12 protein-coding genes are annotated in these 16627 nt (G+C 61.4%); 3 read left to right on the top strand and 9 right to left on the bottom strand.

The features are described from left to right. Positions 1-92: 92 nt before the first annotated feature. The 4 genes from BM026_RS13680 to BM026_RS13665 form a co-directional block, all read right to left on the bottom strand. Positions 93-533, bottom strand: a complete 441-nt coding sequence (locus BM026_RS13680; RefSeq protein WP_071489660.1) for a CBS domain-containing protein — start codon at positions 531-533, stop codon at positions 93-95. 130 nt (positions 534-663) lie between these two features. Then, positions 664-2613, bottom strand: coding sequence for a DNA topoisomerase III (locus BM026_RS13675; protein WP_093127215.1), 1950 nt, complete (start codon positions 2611-2613; stop codon positions 664-666). A 168-nt stretch (positions 2614-2781) separates the two neighbouring features. Continuing rightward, the gene (locus tag BM026_RS13670) at positions 2782-4404 is read right to left on the bottom strand and encodes an MFS transporter (protein WP_093513796.1); all 1623 of its coding nucleotides are present in this window, start codon (positions 4402-4404) and stop codon (positions 2782-2784) included. A 65-nt stretch (positions 4405-4469) separates the two neighbouring features. Next, on the bottom strand, positions 4470-6116 hold the full coding sequence (locus tag BM026_RS13665; protein WP_093127223.1) for a GMC family oxidoreductase: 1647 nt from the start codon (positions 6114-6116) through the stop codon (positions 4470-4472). A gap of 130 nt (positions 6117-6246) precedes the next feature. Here BM026_RS13665 and BM026_RS13660 point away from each other — a divergent pair, with 130 nt between their 5' ends. Then, a complete protein-coding gene (locus BM026_RS13660; RefSeq protein ID WP_093127226.1) occupies positions 6247-7140 on the top strand; it encodes a LysR family transcriptional regulator in 894 nt (297 codons plus the stop codon). A gap of 37 nt (positions 7141-7177) precedes the next feature. On the opposite strand, the gene BM026_RS13655 is transcribed toward BM026_RS13660, so the two are convergent. The 4 genes from BM026_RS13655 to BM026_RS13640 all read right to left on the bottom strand — a co-directional run bounded on the left by BM026_RS13655 (position 7178) and on the right by BM026_RS13640 (position 14550). Next, a complete protein-coding gene (locus tag BM026_RS13655; RefSeq protein WP_092249711.1) occupies positions 7178-8275 on the bottom strand; it encodes a DNA alkylation repair protein in 1098 nt (365 codons plus the stop codon). Between the two features lie 20 nt (positions 8276-8295). Next, the gene (locus BM026_RS13650; protein WP_093528978.1) at positions 8296-9642 is read right to left on the bottom strand and encodes a glutamine synthetase family protein; all 1347 of its coding nucleotides are present in this window, start codon (positions 9640-9642) and stop codon (positions 8296-8298) included. An 11-nt stretch (positions 9643-9653) separates the two neighbouring features. Further along, positions 9654-10211, bottom strand: a complete 558-nt coding sequence (locus BM026_RS13645; protein ID WP_093127236.1) for a helix-turn-helix domain-containing protein — start codon at positions 10209-10211, stop codon at positions 9654-9656. 85 nt (positions 10212-10296) lie between these two features. Then, positions 10297-14550 carry a dermonecrotic toxin domain-containing protein gene (locus BM026_RS13640; RefSeq protein WP_093528975.1) on the bottom strand — a complete coding sequence of 1418 codons (4254 nt, stop codon included), beginning with the start codon at positions 14548-14550 and terminating at the stop codon, positions 10297-10299. A 174-nt stretch (positions 14551-14724) separates the two neighbouring features. Here BM026_RS13640 and BM026_RS13635 point away from each other — a divergent pair, with 174 nt between their 5' ends. Together BM026_RS13635 and BM026_RS13630 are read left to right on the top strand one after the other, a co-directional pair. Beyond that, a complete protein-coding gene (locus BM026_RS13635; protein ID WP_092249723.1) occupies positions 14725-15033 on the top strand; it encodes an RcnB family protein in 309 nt (102 codons plus the stop codon). A gap of 77 nt (positions 15034-15110) precedes the next feature. Continuing rightward, complete coding sequence (locus tag BM026_RS13630) at positions 15111-16304, top strand: MFS transporter (protein WP_092249726.1); 1194 nt, start codon at positions 15111-15113, stop codon at positions 16302-16304. Here the strand turns inward: BM026_RS13630 and BM026_RS13625 are convergent. Then, the gene (locus tag BM026_RS13625) at positions 16267-16539 is read right to left on the bottom strand and encodes a DUF1652 domain-containing protein (RefSeq protein ID WP_071489650.1); all 273 of its coding nucleotides are present in this window, start codon (positions 16537-16539) and stop codon (positions 16267-16269) included. The two genes, BM026_RS13630 and BM026_RS13625, sit on opposite strands and share 38 nt — an antisense overlap. Between the last annotated feature and the right edge of the window lie 88 nt (positions 16540-16627).

Raw genomic sequence — 16627 nt, 5'->3', positions numbered from 1 at the left:
CGGCTCGCGTAGCGGGCATAAAACGCAACCACGGAGCTTTCGGTATGTATACCGCGTGTGCCGCCTCGTTGCGGCACACGCCTTCGCGGTCTCTACTCGCCGCGGATGTACTGCTCCAGCTGTTTGATCAGGTCAGCCTGGTCGGCGATGGCTTCCTTGACCAGGTCGCCGATGGACAGCAGCCCCAACAGCTTGCCGTCTTCGACCACGGGCAGGTGGCGCAGGTGACTGTCGGTCATGATGTTCATACACTCATCGACCTTTTTATGGGTGTCGACGGTGATCACCGGGGAGCTCATCACTTCATGGACCTTGGTGGTGACCGACGACAGCCCCTTGAGCATGATTTTGCGGGCGTAATCACGCTCGCTGATGATCCCGACCACCACGTCATCCTGGACCACCGGCAAGGCCCCGACGTTTTTCTCCGACATCCGCACCAAGGCTTCAAACACGGTGTGGTCGTGTTTGATGACATGCACTTCCTGGTTTTTCTGGTCCTTGGCTTTGAGCACTTCTGCAACGGTCTTCATGGCGGCCACTCCGGTGGTGTTGTTGGTTAGTCAGGGTCCCACTACAGAATCCTAGACCGGCCACCGCGCTGCAAGGTCCAAAGCGGCGCTAAACCCGTCGAAAAACGTCATTCGCCGGTTTTTTTGGTGTTTAGCCGGCATTTGTCGGTTTTTTGGCCCGCTTGGGACTGGCCGTCGTCTTGCGTGGCGTGCTCTTGCGTTTCTTTTTCCATGGCGTGGCACCTCGGCCTGCCGGGCTGGCGGGACCGGTGATGGTCATGCGCATGCCATTGCAACGGGCGACCTGCTTGCTCATCCAGGCCGCCTGCTTGGCGACGAAGTCTTCCAGGCTCATTTCGCCGCTTTGCACCATGTCCAGGGCCTGCTCCCAGATGGCGGTGGTGCCTGGGTCGGCGATGGCCCGGGGCACGGCGTCGATCAGGCTGAATGCCGCGGGTGTAGCTGATAGCGCCTTGCCGTTCTTCACCAGGTAACCACGGTCCAACAGCCCCTGTATGATGCCGGCGCGGGTGGCCTCGGTGCCGATGCCGGTGGTGTCCTTGAGCTTTTGCTTGAGCAGCGGGTCTTCCACCAACTTGGCGACGTTTTTCATCGCCTTGATCAGGTCACCTTCGGTAAAGGGTTTGGGCGGTTGGGTCCACAGGTCCTTGAGGTTGACCTTGGCCACCCCATAATCCTGGCCCTGTACCAATGGCGGCAGGGCTTGCGGAGCCGGCGCTTCACGTCCCTTGGCTGGCGCCAGGGCTTCGGGCAGGGCGCGTTTCCAGCCCGGTTCGATCACTACTTTACCCACTGCACGCAACGCCTGATTCGCACAGTCGAAATCCGCCTGGGTGCGATCGTACTCATGGTTGGGCAGGAACTGCGCCAGGTAGCGTGCGCGGATCAGGGTATACACCGCACGATGCTTGCCGGTGAGTTGTCCCACATCCTTGCCCGCGCCGGTAGGGATGATGCCGTGGTGGGCGCTGACCTTGGCATCGTTCCACGCCCGCGAGCGTCGCTGGGCATCGATATGCGGCATCAGCTCGTTCACTGCGGTATCCGCACGTGCCAACGCAGCCAGGATCCTGGGCGCGTCGGGGTGCTGGCTCATCGGTAGATAGCCGCAGTCACTGCGCGGGTAGGTGATGACTTTATGGGTTTCATACAACGACTGGGCGATATCCAGGGTTTCCTGGGCGCCAAGGCCGAGCTTCCTGGAGCAGATTTCCTGCAGGGTGCCCAGGTCGAAGGGCAGGGGCGCCACTTCACGCATGCGCTCGGTGCGCAGTTTCACCAGCCGGGCGGTGGCGGCGTTGGTCATGGCGTCGGCCGCGTCCCGCGCCAACTGCGGGTTGAGGCAGCGGCCCTGGTCGTCACAGGCGTCCTCGGCCGCGCGCCATTGGGCGGTGAAGGTCATGCCCCCGTGGCGCAGGTCGACATCGATGGCCCAGTAAGCCACTGGCACAAAGTCGGCGATGCTGCGGTCGCGGTCCACCACCAGGCGCAGGGTTGGCGTCTGCACCCGACCTACGGGCAGCACGCCTTGATACCCGGATTGGCGCCCGAGCAAGGTAAACAGGCGGCTCATGTTCATGCCGATCAGCCAGTCGGCGCGGGAGCGGCCCAGGGCCGAGTGATACAGGCTGAACGTCTCGGCGCCCGGCTTGAGCGCCGCCAGGGCCTTGCGGATCGAGGCATCGTCCAGCGCGGATAGCCACAACCGCTGGATCGGCCCGCGATAACGGCAATGCTCCACCAGCTCGCGGGCGATCATCTCGCCTTCACGGTCGGCGTCGGTGGCGATCACCAGCTCCTGGGCTTCCCCCAGCAGGCGCTTGACCGCCTTGAACTGGCTGGCGGTCTTGGGCTTGACGCGCATCTTCCATTTTTCCGGGACGATGGGCAGGTCGGCCAGTACCCAGCGCTTGTACTTTTCGTCGTAGGCATCCGGCGGGGCGGTTTCCAGCAGGTGGCCGATGCACCAGGTGACCGTGACCCCATTGCCCAGCCAGCACCCATCGCCACGGCGGCTGGCGCCGAGCACGGCCGCAATGTCTTTGGCCTGGGAGGGTTTTTCACAGAGGTACAGGCGCATGGTCGTCACACAGATCGGGTTGATGCTGTGCAGGATGCTCAGTCAGCGCGCATTGATCAACCATTATCTGTATGGATGTACAGCAATTTATGTGTAGGCGCCTGAAGGCAAATGTGGGAGGGGGCTTGCCCCCTCCCACAGCGGATCTTCTGTGCTCAGGAGATCGGGTCAGTTGTTATCGATATCCACGTGACGGGTCTCTTTAAGGCAGACCATCCCCACGATCAAACTCACCCCGGTCACCACCACCGGGTACCACAGGCCGTAGAAGATATCGCCGGTGTACACCACCAGGGCAAACGATACGGTCGGCAGGAACCCGCCAAACCAGCCGTTACCGATGTGGTAGGGCAGAGACATCGAGGTGTAGCGGATACGCGTCGGGAATAGCTCCACCATCAGCGCTGCCAGCGGGCCGTAGCACATCGCGGCAATCAGGATCAGCGCCACGATCAGCACCACCACCATGGTCTTGTTGACCTGGGCCACGTCCGCCGAAGACGGATAGCCGGCCAGGGTCACCGCGCCACGCAGGGCTTTTTCGTCAAAACCGTCGATACGCACTTCGCCCACGCTCACTTGCACGGGGCTGCCGGCGGGGGCGGCGACGCTGCTGTAGGGCAGGCCTTGCTTGACCAGGAAGGTCTTGACCTTGTCGCACGGGCTGTCAAATTTCGCCTTGCCCACCGGGTCGAACTGGAAGGTGCAGGTGGCCGGGTCGGCCATCACGGTGATCGGCGCCTGGGTGCTGGCCTGGTCCATCGCCGGGTTGGTGTAGTGCGCCAGGCTCTTGAAGATCGGGAAATACAGCACGGTGGCCAGCAGCAGGCCGAGCATCAGCACCGGCTTGCGCCCGATCTTGTCCGACAGCCAGCCGAAGAAGATAAAGAACGGTGCACCGATCACCACGCTGATGATCAACAGCATGTTGGCCAGGGCCGGGTCCATCTTCAGGAACTGCGTGAGGAAGAACAGCACGTAGAACTGCGCCGCGTAGAAGGTCACCGCTTGCCCGCCGTTGATGCTGAACAGCGCGATCAGCACCACCTTGAGGTTTTCCCATTTGCCGAAGGACTCACGGATCGGCGCCTTGCTGGCCTTGCCTTCCTCTTTCATTTTCAGGAACGCGGGCGATTCGTGCAGGCTCATGCGGATCCAGGTGGAAATGCCCAGCAGCACGATGGAGAACAGGAACGGAATGCGCCAGCCCCAGACTTCGAACTGGTCACCGGTGAAGTAACGGCAGGCCAGCACCACCAGCAGCGACAGCAGCAGGCCGATGGTCGCCGTGGATTGAATCCAGCTGGTATGGAAGCCGCGCTTGCCGGCCGGTGCGTGCTCGGCCACGTAGGTTGCGGCGCCGCCGTATTCGCCGCCCAGCGCCAGGCCCTGCAGCATGCGCAGTACGATCAGGATGATCGGCGCTGCGATGCCGATGCTGGCGTAGGTTGGCAGCAACCCGACACAGAAGGTCGCCACGCCCATCAGAATGATGGTGACCAAAAAGGTGTACTTGCGCCCGATCATGTCGCCCAACCGTCCAAACACCAGCGCACCGAAGGGCCGCACTACAAAGCCGGCCGCAAAGGCCATCAGGGCAAAGATGAATGCCGTGGTGTCGTTGACCCCGGCGAAGAACTGCTTGCTGATCACCGCCGCCAGGGCGCCGTAGAGGAAAAAGTCATACCACTCGAACACCGTCCCCAGGGACGAGGCGAAGATGACTTTCTTTGAGTCGTTGCTGGTGCTCGCGTCGACCGGCGAGCCCAGGGTTTGAGCATGTTCTGACATCGGGTAGCCCTCACAGTGATTATTTATTGTTGTTCCACTGTCGGCGCCAGGTTCGGCGCCGCTATTCAGATTGCATGAACCAGTTCTTTCTCCGGGGCGAGACTCCTTGTATTCGGCGAAAGGATCAGCTGCGCGGCCTTCTCCGCGATCATCAGCGTGGGTGAACAGGTATTGCCAGAGGTGATGCGCGGCATGATCGAAGCGTCGGCGATGCGCAAGCCGGGCACGCCGTGCACCCGCAGTTGGGCGTCGACCACTGCGTCTTTATCGTTGCCCATGCGGCAGGTGCCGACCGGGTGGAAGATCGTCGTTCCGATGCGTGCGGCGGCTTCGTGCAATTGCGCTTCGGTCTGCAGCGAATCGCCCGGCAGATACTCCACCGGCTTGAACTGGCTCAGGGCCGGTGCGGCGACGATGCGGCGCGTCAGGCGGATCGCATCGGCGGCCACGCGCAGGTCTTCCGGATGGCTGAGGTAGTTGGGGCGGATCAGCGGTGCGTCCGCCGGGTTGGCCGAGCGGATGTCGATACGGCCCCGGCTCTGCGGACGCAAGTCGCAGACCGAAGCGGTAAACGCCGGGAACCCGTGCAACGGTTCGCCGAAACGCTCCAGAGAAAGCGGCTGCACGTGGTATTCCAGGTTGGCCGAGGTCTGTTCCGGACCCGAGCGCGCAAACGCACCCAGTTGACTGGGCGCCATCGACAGCGGGCCGCTGCGGTCGTAGAGGTAGCGCAGGCCCATGCCCATCTTGCCCCACAGGGTGCCGGCGATCTGGTTGAGGGTGCGGGCGTTTTCCAGTTTGTAGATCAGCCGCAGTTGCAGGTGGTCCTGGAGGTTGCCGCCGACGCCGGGCAGTTCATGCAGTACATTGATGCCCAACGGTTTGAGCACATTCGACGGGCCAATTCCCGAGCGTTGCAGGATGCCCGGCGAACCGACGGAGCCGGCGCATAGCACAATCTCCTGGCGCGCTTTCCAGCTCACTTGTTGGCCCTGTTGACGCCCGACCACTTGGCAGGCACGGCCGTTTTCCAGGAGCACGCGGTCCACTTCCACTTCGGTCAGCACGGTGAGGTTGGGGCGCTGGCGTACCGGCTTGAGAAACGCCTTGGCCGCATTCCAGCGAACGCCAGCCTTCTGGTTGACCTGGAAGTAGCCGCAGCCTTCGTTATCGCCCTGGTTGAAATCGTTGATGTTGGCGATGCCGCTCTGCGCCGCCGCATCGCGGAATGCATCGAGGATCGGCCAGTGCAGACGCTGCTGCTCGACCCGCCATTCACCGCCGTCGCTGTGAAATTCCGAGCCGCCGGCAAAGTGGTTTTCGCTCTGCTTGAACAGCGGCAGCACGTCCTTCCACGCCCAACCTTCATTACCTGCGGCCGCCCAGCCGTCGTAGTCCTGGGCCTGGCCACGCATGTAGATCATGCCGTTGATGGAGGAGCAGCCGCCCAGCACCTTGCCCCGTGGATAACTCAGCGCACGGCCTTGCAGGCCTTCCTGGGCTTCGGTCTTGAAGCACCAGTCGGTGCGTGGGTTGCCGATGCAGAACAGGTAGCCGACGGGGATATGGATCCAGGGGTAATTGTCGCGGCCACCGGCTTCGAGCAGCAGCACGCGGTGGGCGGGGTTGGCGGACAGTCGATTGGCCAGCAGGCAGCCCGCTGGGCCGGCGCCTACGACGATGTAATCGTATTCAGCAGTTGCAATGGGCATCTGAAGGTCTCGCTTGTTTTTCTTATTGGCCCCATCCTAGTTGTTAGTTTTCGTCTTAAAAATGTTAGTTTTTACCCAGCTGCTGTGCGTTTTTAAACAGCGTAGCCCAGGGATAGGCAATGGAGGCGTCATGTTCGACTGGAATGACCTGCGGTACTTTCTCGAGTTGCAGCGCAGCGGTCGCTTGCTCACCGCCGCGCAACGCCTGAAAACCACCCACGCCACTGTGGCCCGGCATATCGAGGCGATCGAGAAAAGTCTCGGCACCGCGCTATTCGTGCAGCATGCCCAGGGCTACGAACTGACCCCCGCCGGCGAGGCCCTGCTAAAACATGCCGAGGCCATGGAAAACGTCGCACTGCTGGCCGAAGACGAGCTGACTCATGCTGCCGCGCCCCTGGGCAAGATCCGCCTGGGTGTGGCCGAAGGCCTGGGCGTGATGTTCCTGGCCAGCCGCATGGGCGGGCTGTTCGAGCGCTACCCCGGGTTGGAAGTGGAGCTGGTGGCGGTGCCGCGCTTTGTCAGCATCCTCAACCGCGAAGCGGAAATCAGCATCCACCTCGAGCGGCCGAGCGTCGATCAACTGGTCACGCGCAAACTTACTGACTACCGCCTGGCCCTCTATGCCAGCCGCGCCTACCTGGCGCGCAACCCGCCGATTGAAAAGCGCGAAGACCTTGCGGCACACGCCTGGATCGATTATGTCGACGACCTGCTGTTCAGCCAGGAACTCAAATTCCTCAGCAGCTTCTGCCGCAACCCCAAGGTGGTGTTCCACAGCACCAGCGTGATCGCCCAGCATCAGGCGGCGCGCTCCGGTTTGGGGATTGCGGTATTACCGTGCTTCATGGCCGCCGGCGACCCGGACCTGGTGCCGTTGCTGCCGGGGGAGGGGATCCAGCGCAGCTACTGGATCAGCTCGCGCCGGGAATTGCACAAGTCAGTGCGGCTGCGGGTGTTGTGGGATTACGTGGTGGAGTTGTGCGCGCGTGAGCAAGGCTTGTTGCTGGGCGAAGCCAACTGAAGAAACCGGATCGATACCGTGGAGTCATTGAACCCCGTCAGGCACGCAACTCAAACTCGGCACTGCCCAGCCTTTCCCCATTCACCCACACATGCACCACATGCCGCCCAGGGTAATGCTTGCGGGTTGTCATGTCGCGAATGTGCTGTTCGCGCCGAATGTGCTGCTGTTCCCCGGCACCCAGGCTGAACGCCTTGAGTTTGAATACCTTGTTTGCACTGTGGCCGGCGCTTTTCACATAGTCGATGGCGTAGTCCACCACCAGCTTCTGTGGGGCTGTGGCGGTGGATTCCAGGGTGAAGGACAGATTGATCCGCTCTCCCAGGTTGATCACCGCCGGCGTCACTTGCAGATGGTGGATCTTCACGTCGGCTCTGGCCCCGGCCCCCATGATCGTCAGCGCACGCGTGTTCCCTTGCTTGATCAGGCTGCGCAGCGCGTGGCGGGCGATCCAGGCGGTGTGAGGGTTATCCAGATTCCAACCTTCGATCAGGCTGAGCACCCACTCCGGGTGGTCCTTGGTGATGTCGTTGAGGTGGTTGGCCACCGACTTGCGCACGTACAGGCTGGTGTCTGCCTTGAGGTTGTCGAGGATCGACGCACACAGTTCGGGGTTGGCCTGTACTTCGGCCAGGCGGAACGACCAGGGCAAGCGCGGCCGCGAACCTTCGCTGGCCAGGCGGCGCACGTGTTCGTTGGTATCCAGCGACCATTCGTGCATCACCGCCAACGTGCGCGGGAAGTCGTGCAGTAGAAAATGGCGGATCGCGAATTCGGCGGAGCCAAACGTCGTGAAGTACTTGAGCGCGGCCATTGAACGCTTGAAATCATCCCGCCCGTAGCTCGCCACGAAGTGCGGCAGGAACAGGCTGACAAACGAACTGTTCAGGCGCGGGGCCAGGGCGTAGAGCAGCTTCAGCGTTTGCGGGTAATCCAGCGGGATCACCGCATGCAGGCTCTCGCTGACCCGCGCCATGCGCTGCATCACCGACAATTCGGCCAGCCCGGCCTTGGCGTGCTTGAGGAACCCCTTGGCGTCGAACGCCGGGTACACCGCCGTCATCTCGCTGGCGATGTGTTGCAGGCGTTCGACGTTGAAGATTTCCTTGAGGGCCGGGGCGCTTTGGTCGGTCATCGATGATTCCGTGAGTGATATTAAAGAAACCAGCGATATTCCCGCGCATGGATCTCTTGCTGGAAGGCCAAGTGATCCTGACGCTTGTTTTCGCAGTACACGTCGACAAATTCGGCGCCCAGCTTATCGCGCAATACCGCGTGATGCTGCATGGCACGCACGGCGTCGAGCATTTCCAGGGGGAAGTCGCTGCCGCTGCTGCGGTCTTCATTCAGCGGGGCGATGGGTTCGCGCCTGGCTTCAAGACCGTGTTCCAGGCCGACCAGGATCGCCGCCAGCACCAGGTACGGGTTGGCGTCGGCACTGGCCAGGCGATGTTCGATACGCAGGTTGCGCGGGTCGGATTCGGGGATGCGCACGCACGCGTCGCGGTCTTCAAAGCCCCAGCTGGCGCGGGTGGCGGCGTTGACCGTACCGCCCAGGCGGCGGAAGGCATTGTGGTTGGGTGAGAAGATCGGCATGCAGTGCGGCAGCAATTCCAGGCAGCCGGCCACGGCATGACGCAGTGGTTGCTGCTGGTGTGCCGCCAGCAAATTGTTACCCGCGCCATCATAGAGGCTGACATGCACGTGCATGCCACTGCCGGGGAATTGCAGGTAGGGCTTGGCCATGAAGCTGGCGCGGTAGCCGTGTTTCAATGCCACGCCACGGGTACTGCGGCAGAACAGGGCGGCCCAGTCGGCAGCGCGCATCCCATCGTCGAGGTGGCCGAAGTTGATTTCGAACTGGCCGGGGCCGATCTCGGCGGTGATCACGGTGATATCGATGCCCTGGTCCTTGGCGGTTTGCGCCATGTCATCCAGTACTTCGCTGAAGCGCGACAGCCGTTCGATATGCAGGTTGGGCTGGTCGTCGGCATCATCGCTCAGCGGGTCGCGGGCAAATTGCGGCAGGCCGTTGTCGAGTTTCTTGTCGAACAGGTAGAACTCCAGTTCAAACGCCACCACCGGATGAATGCCCTTGTGTTGCAGGCGTTCCAGCACCTTGGCCAGCACTTCGCGCGGTTCGAACTCGATGGGCGCCTCGGTGCCGTCCGAGGTGATCAGCATCTGGCCCAGCGGCTGCGACTCCCAGCTCACCGGCTTGAGCGTGCCCGGCACCAGGCGGCGGTTGGCATCCGGGTCGCCGTCGTTGAAGCAGTAGTCGCCAATCTTGAACAATCCGCCCTGAGCCCCCAGCAACACGGCGTTCTGTGGCAGCTTCAACGGGCTGCCGGCGGCGACTTTTTCCAGCATCTCGATAGGGTAGCGCTTGCCGTAGAAGTGCCCGGGAATGTCCAGGGCGATCAGGTCGACATAACGCACGTCCGGATAGTTCTGGCGAAAGGTCCGTACTTCGGCCAGTAACGTGGTGGCATGGCTTTTCACGGGTGTTGCTCCTAGTTGTAAACCCACAACACGCGGGCGGGCAGATCGGTGAGGTTGGCGTAACGGCAGTGAGCGAAGCTGGCCAGGTGAAAGCTGTCGCCAGGACCGAGGGTGACTGAGCCGGCTTCACCTTCCACCCACAACGTCAACTCGCCCTCCAGCACAAACCCGGCTTGTTCGGCGCGGTCGCTCATGGTCTGTTCACCGCTGTTGGCACCGGGGGCCAGCAGGCTGTCGAGCATCGAGAAGGCGCCGTTCATGCTTGGCGAAACGAGGATGTCGGTGATGCCGTTGGCGTAATACACCGTGCGCCGCTCGTTCGGGCGGGTGATCCAGTCCACGGCCTTGGGTCTGGGCTGGCTGTAGAAGTACGTGGTAGGTACCCCGAGGGCGTGGCTGATGGCGGTCAAGTCGGCCACGGTCGGGCGTGACAGGCCGCGCTCGACCTGGGACAGGAAGCCCACCGAACGCTCGATTTTCTGTGCGAGTTGGGCGAGGGTGAGCTTCTTGTGCTTGCGCAGGTCATGGATCAGCGCGGCAAGGGTTGCAAGTTCTTCTTGAGGCGTCATGAAATTAATTTCAAATAATTTCATGAAAAATTACAGGAATTATTTCACGCAGACAAGCCGCTTTGTCTCCATCCACTCGCGGTGCTCAGGGTCGGAAGATGAAAGGTGATACCTGCGCCTGGCCGCTGCGTTGCACACCACCGATCAGCAGCTGCAGGTTGCCTGTGTTGCGTGCCTGGACAAGCATATCGCTCATCGGCGCCTGCTGTTTGCGCAGGTTGGCGGAAGTGGGAACCTCAGGGTTGTATTTGCGCGATGAAAGGACCCGGGCGTCCGTGTTGCGCAGCGTCATCCAATACACGGTCGGTTGGCCGGGTCGACGGAAGACCAGCTCGGTGTTGAACGCAGAGTCGAAGACTTCATAGTGACTGCCCACCAGCAGCTCTTTCATCAGCATCTTGGTGTTGGTGTTGGTAGTGCGTTCCAGCAGGTTGGCCATCAAGGTGGGTCGCAGGCCCTCGGTGTTGAACCGTATCAGTTCGAATTGATTGGAAACGTCCAATGACCATTCGAACGGGCTCAGTCCCCTGGACAACGTGGGCATCAGCGCCAGCGGGTCGCTCGCCAACACCGCGCTTTGCTCAGTCAGTGCCGCACCAACGCCCTTCGTCCAGGCCCTCCAGTCATGCACGTTCTTGATCAAGTGAGCGAAGCCATTCGCGTTCAACCCCAATGGGTTGGCCCGGTCGAACAGGCGCTGGCTCAGTTGCCCCAGCGTGTGCGGGGTGAAAAGAGGGAACATCTGGCTCATATGCCGGGTAAGGGGGCGGGGAAAGGGTACTTGGGGCACCACGAGCCAGTTATCCAGTTGGGCGTTGTATTCCACGATTCTGGGTTGTTCCAGGTTGGCATTCGCGAGGACATCTTCGAACTGCGCGAACGTCGAGTGCGGTCGGTTTGCCGGTGTAATGACGGTCTTGGCGCCTTGTACGGCGATGACGGTATCGCCGGGCAGAATCGCGTAGTAATGCTCGCCGATCTTGATGTAGTCCTGTAACGCCTGGCTGGGGGTGGCGTTGCTCCGCCGCCAGATGCCCGGGCGTCCCGGTACGGCGGTCATTGCCTGGTGTTCAAAGGCTTGCCCCCACTCCAGGAAGCGCTCGGCGGCCGGGCGTTGGGTGACCGTGGGCGGCGCGGGCGGCCGGTGCGGGCCGGGCGCGGGGTCGATTGTGCCGGCCGCGTGTGAGCCCGGCAGGTCTGTGCCTCTCAAACGTGCCCAGAAGCGCTCCTGGGAAATGCGCAGGTAGGTGAAGCTTGTATCGAGCTGGTCTGGCGCCAGCCTGAGGTGCAGCACCGTTTGCATTTGATGTTCCAGCACGCGGTTCACGGGAAAATCGAATGACTCGAATACCCGTCGGGCCTGCTGCTGATCCAAATGCGGGAAGAGGTCTATCAAGGCTCTTTCGGGCTGGGTCGGGTAAGAGTTTCCACCGCGCAAGCCCAGGTACGGAGAGCGTATTTCCCACACACCTTGTGCGGTGCGGTAAAGCGGGTCGCCTTTATAAGCGCTGGGCGCCCGCCGTGGGTCCCTCAGCCGCCAGACTTGCGCATCGTTATCCCGGCGGATCGAATACCAACGCTTGTTCTCCAGCAGAAAATGCCGGGGCGCCTCATAGGTGCCCGGCGTCACAGTGTCTTGCACGTAAATCTGCTGACCCGCCCAGCCCGCCAGGGGGGAGATGCCTTCCGGCTTCTTCCTTAATGCCAGCATTGGGTTGATCGCACGGCCGCGACCTATGGCAGTACCTGTGGGCGTGACGCGCGCAGCTCCCATGACGCCATCCAGCACGGCCCCGACCATCTCACCCAAGGCACGCACGACGTACCCAGCGGCGGCCGCACGGTCGCCGAGCTGTGCGGCTTCCACGGCATTGATGATCGACAGCAGACTTCTGGACAGACCGACAGGCAACATCACCTTCACCGGGAAAAACAGGGTCGCGAAGTCCAGGGCCGCGGTGAGGACGGTCGTCGCGCTCTCGAGATTGGCCTCCTGGGTGCTGGTCGACTGTGCATTCGCGTCATTGATCACCGCCGACGCTTCTGCCTGGTAGGCCTCTTCAAGAAAATGATCGGCGATGCGGCTCAAGGCGATCACCGTCTCGTTGGCGCCGCCTTTGAGCAGGCGCTGGATACGCGGGCGTGCGCTGAGTTCTACGCGAACGGTCAAGTAGTCACGCCACGCCGCATGATTGATGAAGTCGCGGTGCATGGCCGATGCGTCGGCGTACTCGTGAAACAACCGCCCATTGGCGGCACCAGGGGTATACACCACTAGTGACGCGACACTCTGCGTCGCAGTGGAAAACACCAGGACGCCACGAACGCGTTCACCGCGCAGCTTCAGGCGGCTGACCATGATCCGGTGTTCTTCGACGGTAGGGCGCTTGTCGTCATCGACAGGCCCGGCGAGGGCGCTCATCACCCACTTGTAGCCGCGGTCCAGGCGGTCCGGCAGGAAGTCACCGGCGATTTTCGCTTCGATGGCGTCCACCCGCAGTTGCAGGGCCATGCACCGGACGTAACGATCTTGCTCGGCTTGCGCTTCGTCGGAACTGATCAGGCGCTTTTTCAGGAATTGCTCGTAGCTGTTGCCAATGTTGACGCTGCGCACCAGGTCTTTGATTTGCTGCATCGTCAAGGCGGAGTAAGGTTTCTGTTCGGTGTCCGTCAGCCGCGAAAAGTGGGTGAAGTTGAGATCCAGCCATTCGACGTTTTCAAGCGCCAACTCCGTCAGGCTGAGTGCGCGCTGCGTGTAGACCGGCGTGCCTGGCTCAGATGGATGCGGCTTGCCGCCGGGCACATAACTGCCGGTAGGCCGAAGCGCATAGGTTTTGGTGTGGATGATGAGGGTGTCGGGGTCGACCGCCAGGCTGTGGTCGTCGATAAGTCGCTGGCGCAGTTGTTCATTGCTGTAGGACAGCAATACGGAGGGATCACTGAATTGGGACAACGAAGGCAGCCCTTCCGACACGGTCAGGCCTTGTAATTCATCGGTGTAGTCCTTCACCGCATGCGCCCAGGTCTGCTGGTCGTCACGGCTTGCTTCCTTGAGAAACTGCTGGAGTTGGCGCCGCAGTTTCTTGGTGTGCCGGGCTATCAATACCCCACCGACGTCGAATGCGCGGGTGAAATCGGTCACCCTGTCGAGACTTGCCGGCAAGAGCCAGGCATCCAGCGTTGCGGCCTGACGCTGGTAGTGAGTGACCATCCAGGTGAAGTCCGCTTGCGTCCGTTCATGCAGTGAGTCCTGGCTATAGAGGAAGATCGATTCCAGCCGCTCGATGTAGCGAAATTGACCGCTGGCGATCTGTTGTTGATGAAACGCCAGGCCGCTCGCCCGGTCGTTTTCGCCCATCAAGCCCAGAATATCGGTGAACGCTTGGGGGTCGTTGAGTCGACGATGCAATTCGCGATCGAGGCTTGCCAGCGAATCGAAGGCTTCGAAGCCGCTGTTCGGCAGAAACAGCAAGACGCTGCCGACATTGGCCTGGGGTGTGATGTCACGCACCTGCGGTGGCGGCTCCTCACCCGCGCGGTGTACCTGGTCATCGTCCTGGTCACGGGCCGTGAGCACGAATGCGCCATACAGCGGGATATCCCGGGACAATTTGTCCTTGACCGCCAGCCCGTAGGCACAGGGACGATAGCCGTTCAAGGCACGACGGGATGCGGCATCCGGGTAGCCCATGACGCGCAGGAGCAGCAACTCGCTCGCTACATCGAGCACGCCATCAAGCTTCAACAGTTCCGCTTCGGCCCTCATTACGTCCAGGCGTTTCTCGGCCAGCCATTGCTTGCAGGTCTGCGTATCGTGGGGGCCGATGGGGGCGTTCCAGAAGTGCTCCACATAGGTCTTGAAGCCCACGGCCAGGGTGCTGGTGAAGGTGTCGAGAAAACGGTCGAATGCTTGCGGGGTAAGACCCTGTACGGCACCGTCGTCACGGCCGTCGCTGGTCAGGTGGAAATGGGTCGGTTGCCCGGCATAGTGGGCGGCCTGTCGGGTGACCAGGCGTTCCACGACCGCATCCAGGAGGGTGGGTAGTAACGGGGTGGATGCGTCCTGCCGTGCGGTGGTGGTCGTGTTTGCTCCATGAGCTGTGGGCGCGGGGTCGATCCTGAGAAATGTCTTGGTCAGGTCGAGGGGCGTGGCCAGTGTGTTGAACGATTGATTGAACGCGTCCTGCACAAAGCTGCGGAAGGTGGGTTGTCGTTGGAACTGCTCGTTGATTTGGGCATTCAGCGTCTGGATTTTTTCGGTCAGGCGCGTTTCCCGGCGGCTGTCGCGTGTGTGCAAAGTGGTGAGCATCGGGCCGGATAGGGCGTTGCTGTATCCCATGGCAATTACCTGCAAAGAAAGGTGAGCGGCCATGGTGGTGCTGGCGCGGGCACGCCGTGCGCTACTCAGGTAACACGTCAAGGCGGCACCTGGGAGGCGTCTGTCGCGGCGACGGAATGTTTGCGTGGCGCAGCGGTCCCAGCCTGGTAAGCCCCCATCATTGAAGGAGCACCCATGAAATCCAGATCCCTCGCTGCCTGCCTGCTGGTCGCCACCAGCCTGTCCACCGCCAGCTTTATCGTGCAGGCCGGTGACACCCCACAGGAAACCGTACAACCTTCGAACATCAATACCCGTGACTTGAAAGAAGGTGACCGTGCCCCGGATATCCTGATGCGCAAGGAGTCGGCCGTCAGCGACTGGAAAAAGCGCGGTCTCAAACAGCCTGAAGAAGACAGCCAGTGGGCGCGGGTAGGCGATAAGTTCGTGCTGCTCAAAACCACCAACGGCACCATTCTCGAGATCACCCCTGTCAAGAAATGACCTTGCATTTGTGCCCTGTTCCTGAGTTAAGGTAGCCGGCTGAAACGGCCGTGTTACCTTCAAGGAAAGAGAGCAGGATGCTTGCGACAATAAGAAACTACCCCCGCACTGTTAACCTGTTGCTGTCCGCCACATTGCTGCTCACGCTGGCCAAGGCAATCACGTTTCCCTACCTGGTGATCTACCTCACCCACCATTTTTCCCTCGACATCACCCAGGTTGGCCTGGTGATCGGCAGTTCGTTGATCGTCGGCTCGCTGCTCAGTGTGTATGGCGGTTTCCTGGTCGACCGTATCAACAGTTATCGGTTGTTGCTGACCTTCAGCGTGCTATTTGTGCTGGGCTTTGTCGGTACTGTTCTGGCCCAGAACATCTGGGCGTTCTACAGCTGCCTGATCCTGATCAACCTGGCTTATGCGGTGATCGATATCGCGGTCAAGGCCGGTTTTGCCAGCCTGTTGCCCGAAGACGCCCGCAGCGAAGTGTTTTCCATCAAGTACACCCTGACCAACATCGGTTATGCGGTTGGGCCCGCTTTCGGGGCGGTGCTGGCCAAGCTGGATATCAGCGTGCCGTTTATCCTTTCGGCGCTGTTGGGGGTAGGGTTTTTCCTGCTGTATTGGCGCTGGGGCGACCGTACCCTGGCCACCGTTGATGCCACGCAAAAGCCGGTGCCATTCCTTGCCGTCGGGCGAGTACTTTTAAGGGATCATCGTCTCGTGTGCTTCACTCTCGGCGGTGTACTCAGTGCCGTGGTGTTCGGCCAGTTCACCGCGTGGCTGTCGCAATACCTGGTGACCACCACCACCGCCGAATACACCTACACCGTGGTCAGCGCCGTGCTGACCACCAACGCGGTGTTGGTGATTGCCCTGCAATACCTGATCGGGCGGCGTATATCGCACCGTTACCTCGGCCAGTGGCTGGTCGCGGGCCTGGGCATGTTCATGCTGGGGATCATCGGGTTTGCGCTGTCCACCAGCGTACTGTGGTGGGTGCTGGCGATGGCGGTGTTCACCGTGGGGGAGATCATTGTGTTCCCGGCCGAGTACATGTTCATCGACCGGATCGCTCCGGACCACTTGCGCGGCATGTACTACGGGGCACAGAACCTGTCCAACCTGGGCGCCGCGCTGGGGCCGGTGTTGTGCGGGCTGGTGCTGGCCAGCCTGCCGGCCCATTACATGTTCTGGATGCTGGGAGCGTTTATCGTCGGGGGCGGGGTGTTCTACTTTATTGGGGCGTCGTTGAAGGCAAGTCATCCAGCGTGAGCTTGCCCATGGTGTTGCTCTGCAGTTCGTAACGCAGCTCTTCCACCATCTTTTCCACTTCTTGCGGGGTCTGCAGGCGGTTGGTGCTGATCCCGGTGACGACCAGGTCGACCCGGCCGGTTTCGGCGTCATAGACCTTGAGGGTCAGGGACGCATCCCGGCACAGGGTGAACTCGCACGTCAGCGGCGACAGGCCTTCTTCGATGCAGTTTCGCAGTTGAGAGAGGGTAAACATGCGGGTTCCTTCAGGCATTCAGTTTGATACCTTGAAGGTTATTGACTAGCCGTCGCCGCAATAAGGCGAATTCGCACTAGGTGCACTA

This window comes from Pseudomonas sp. NFPP24, assembly GCF_900112095.1.
In the GTDB taxonomy this organism is placed as follows: Bacteria; Pseudomonadota; Gammaproteobacteria; order Pseudomonadales; family Pseudomonadaceae; genus Aquipseudomonas; species Aquipseudomonas extremorientalis.
This window is presented reverse-complemented; position numbering and strand designations above follow the sequence as displayed.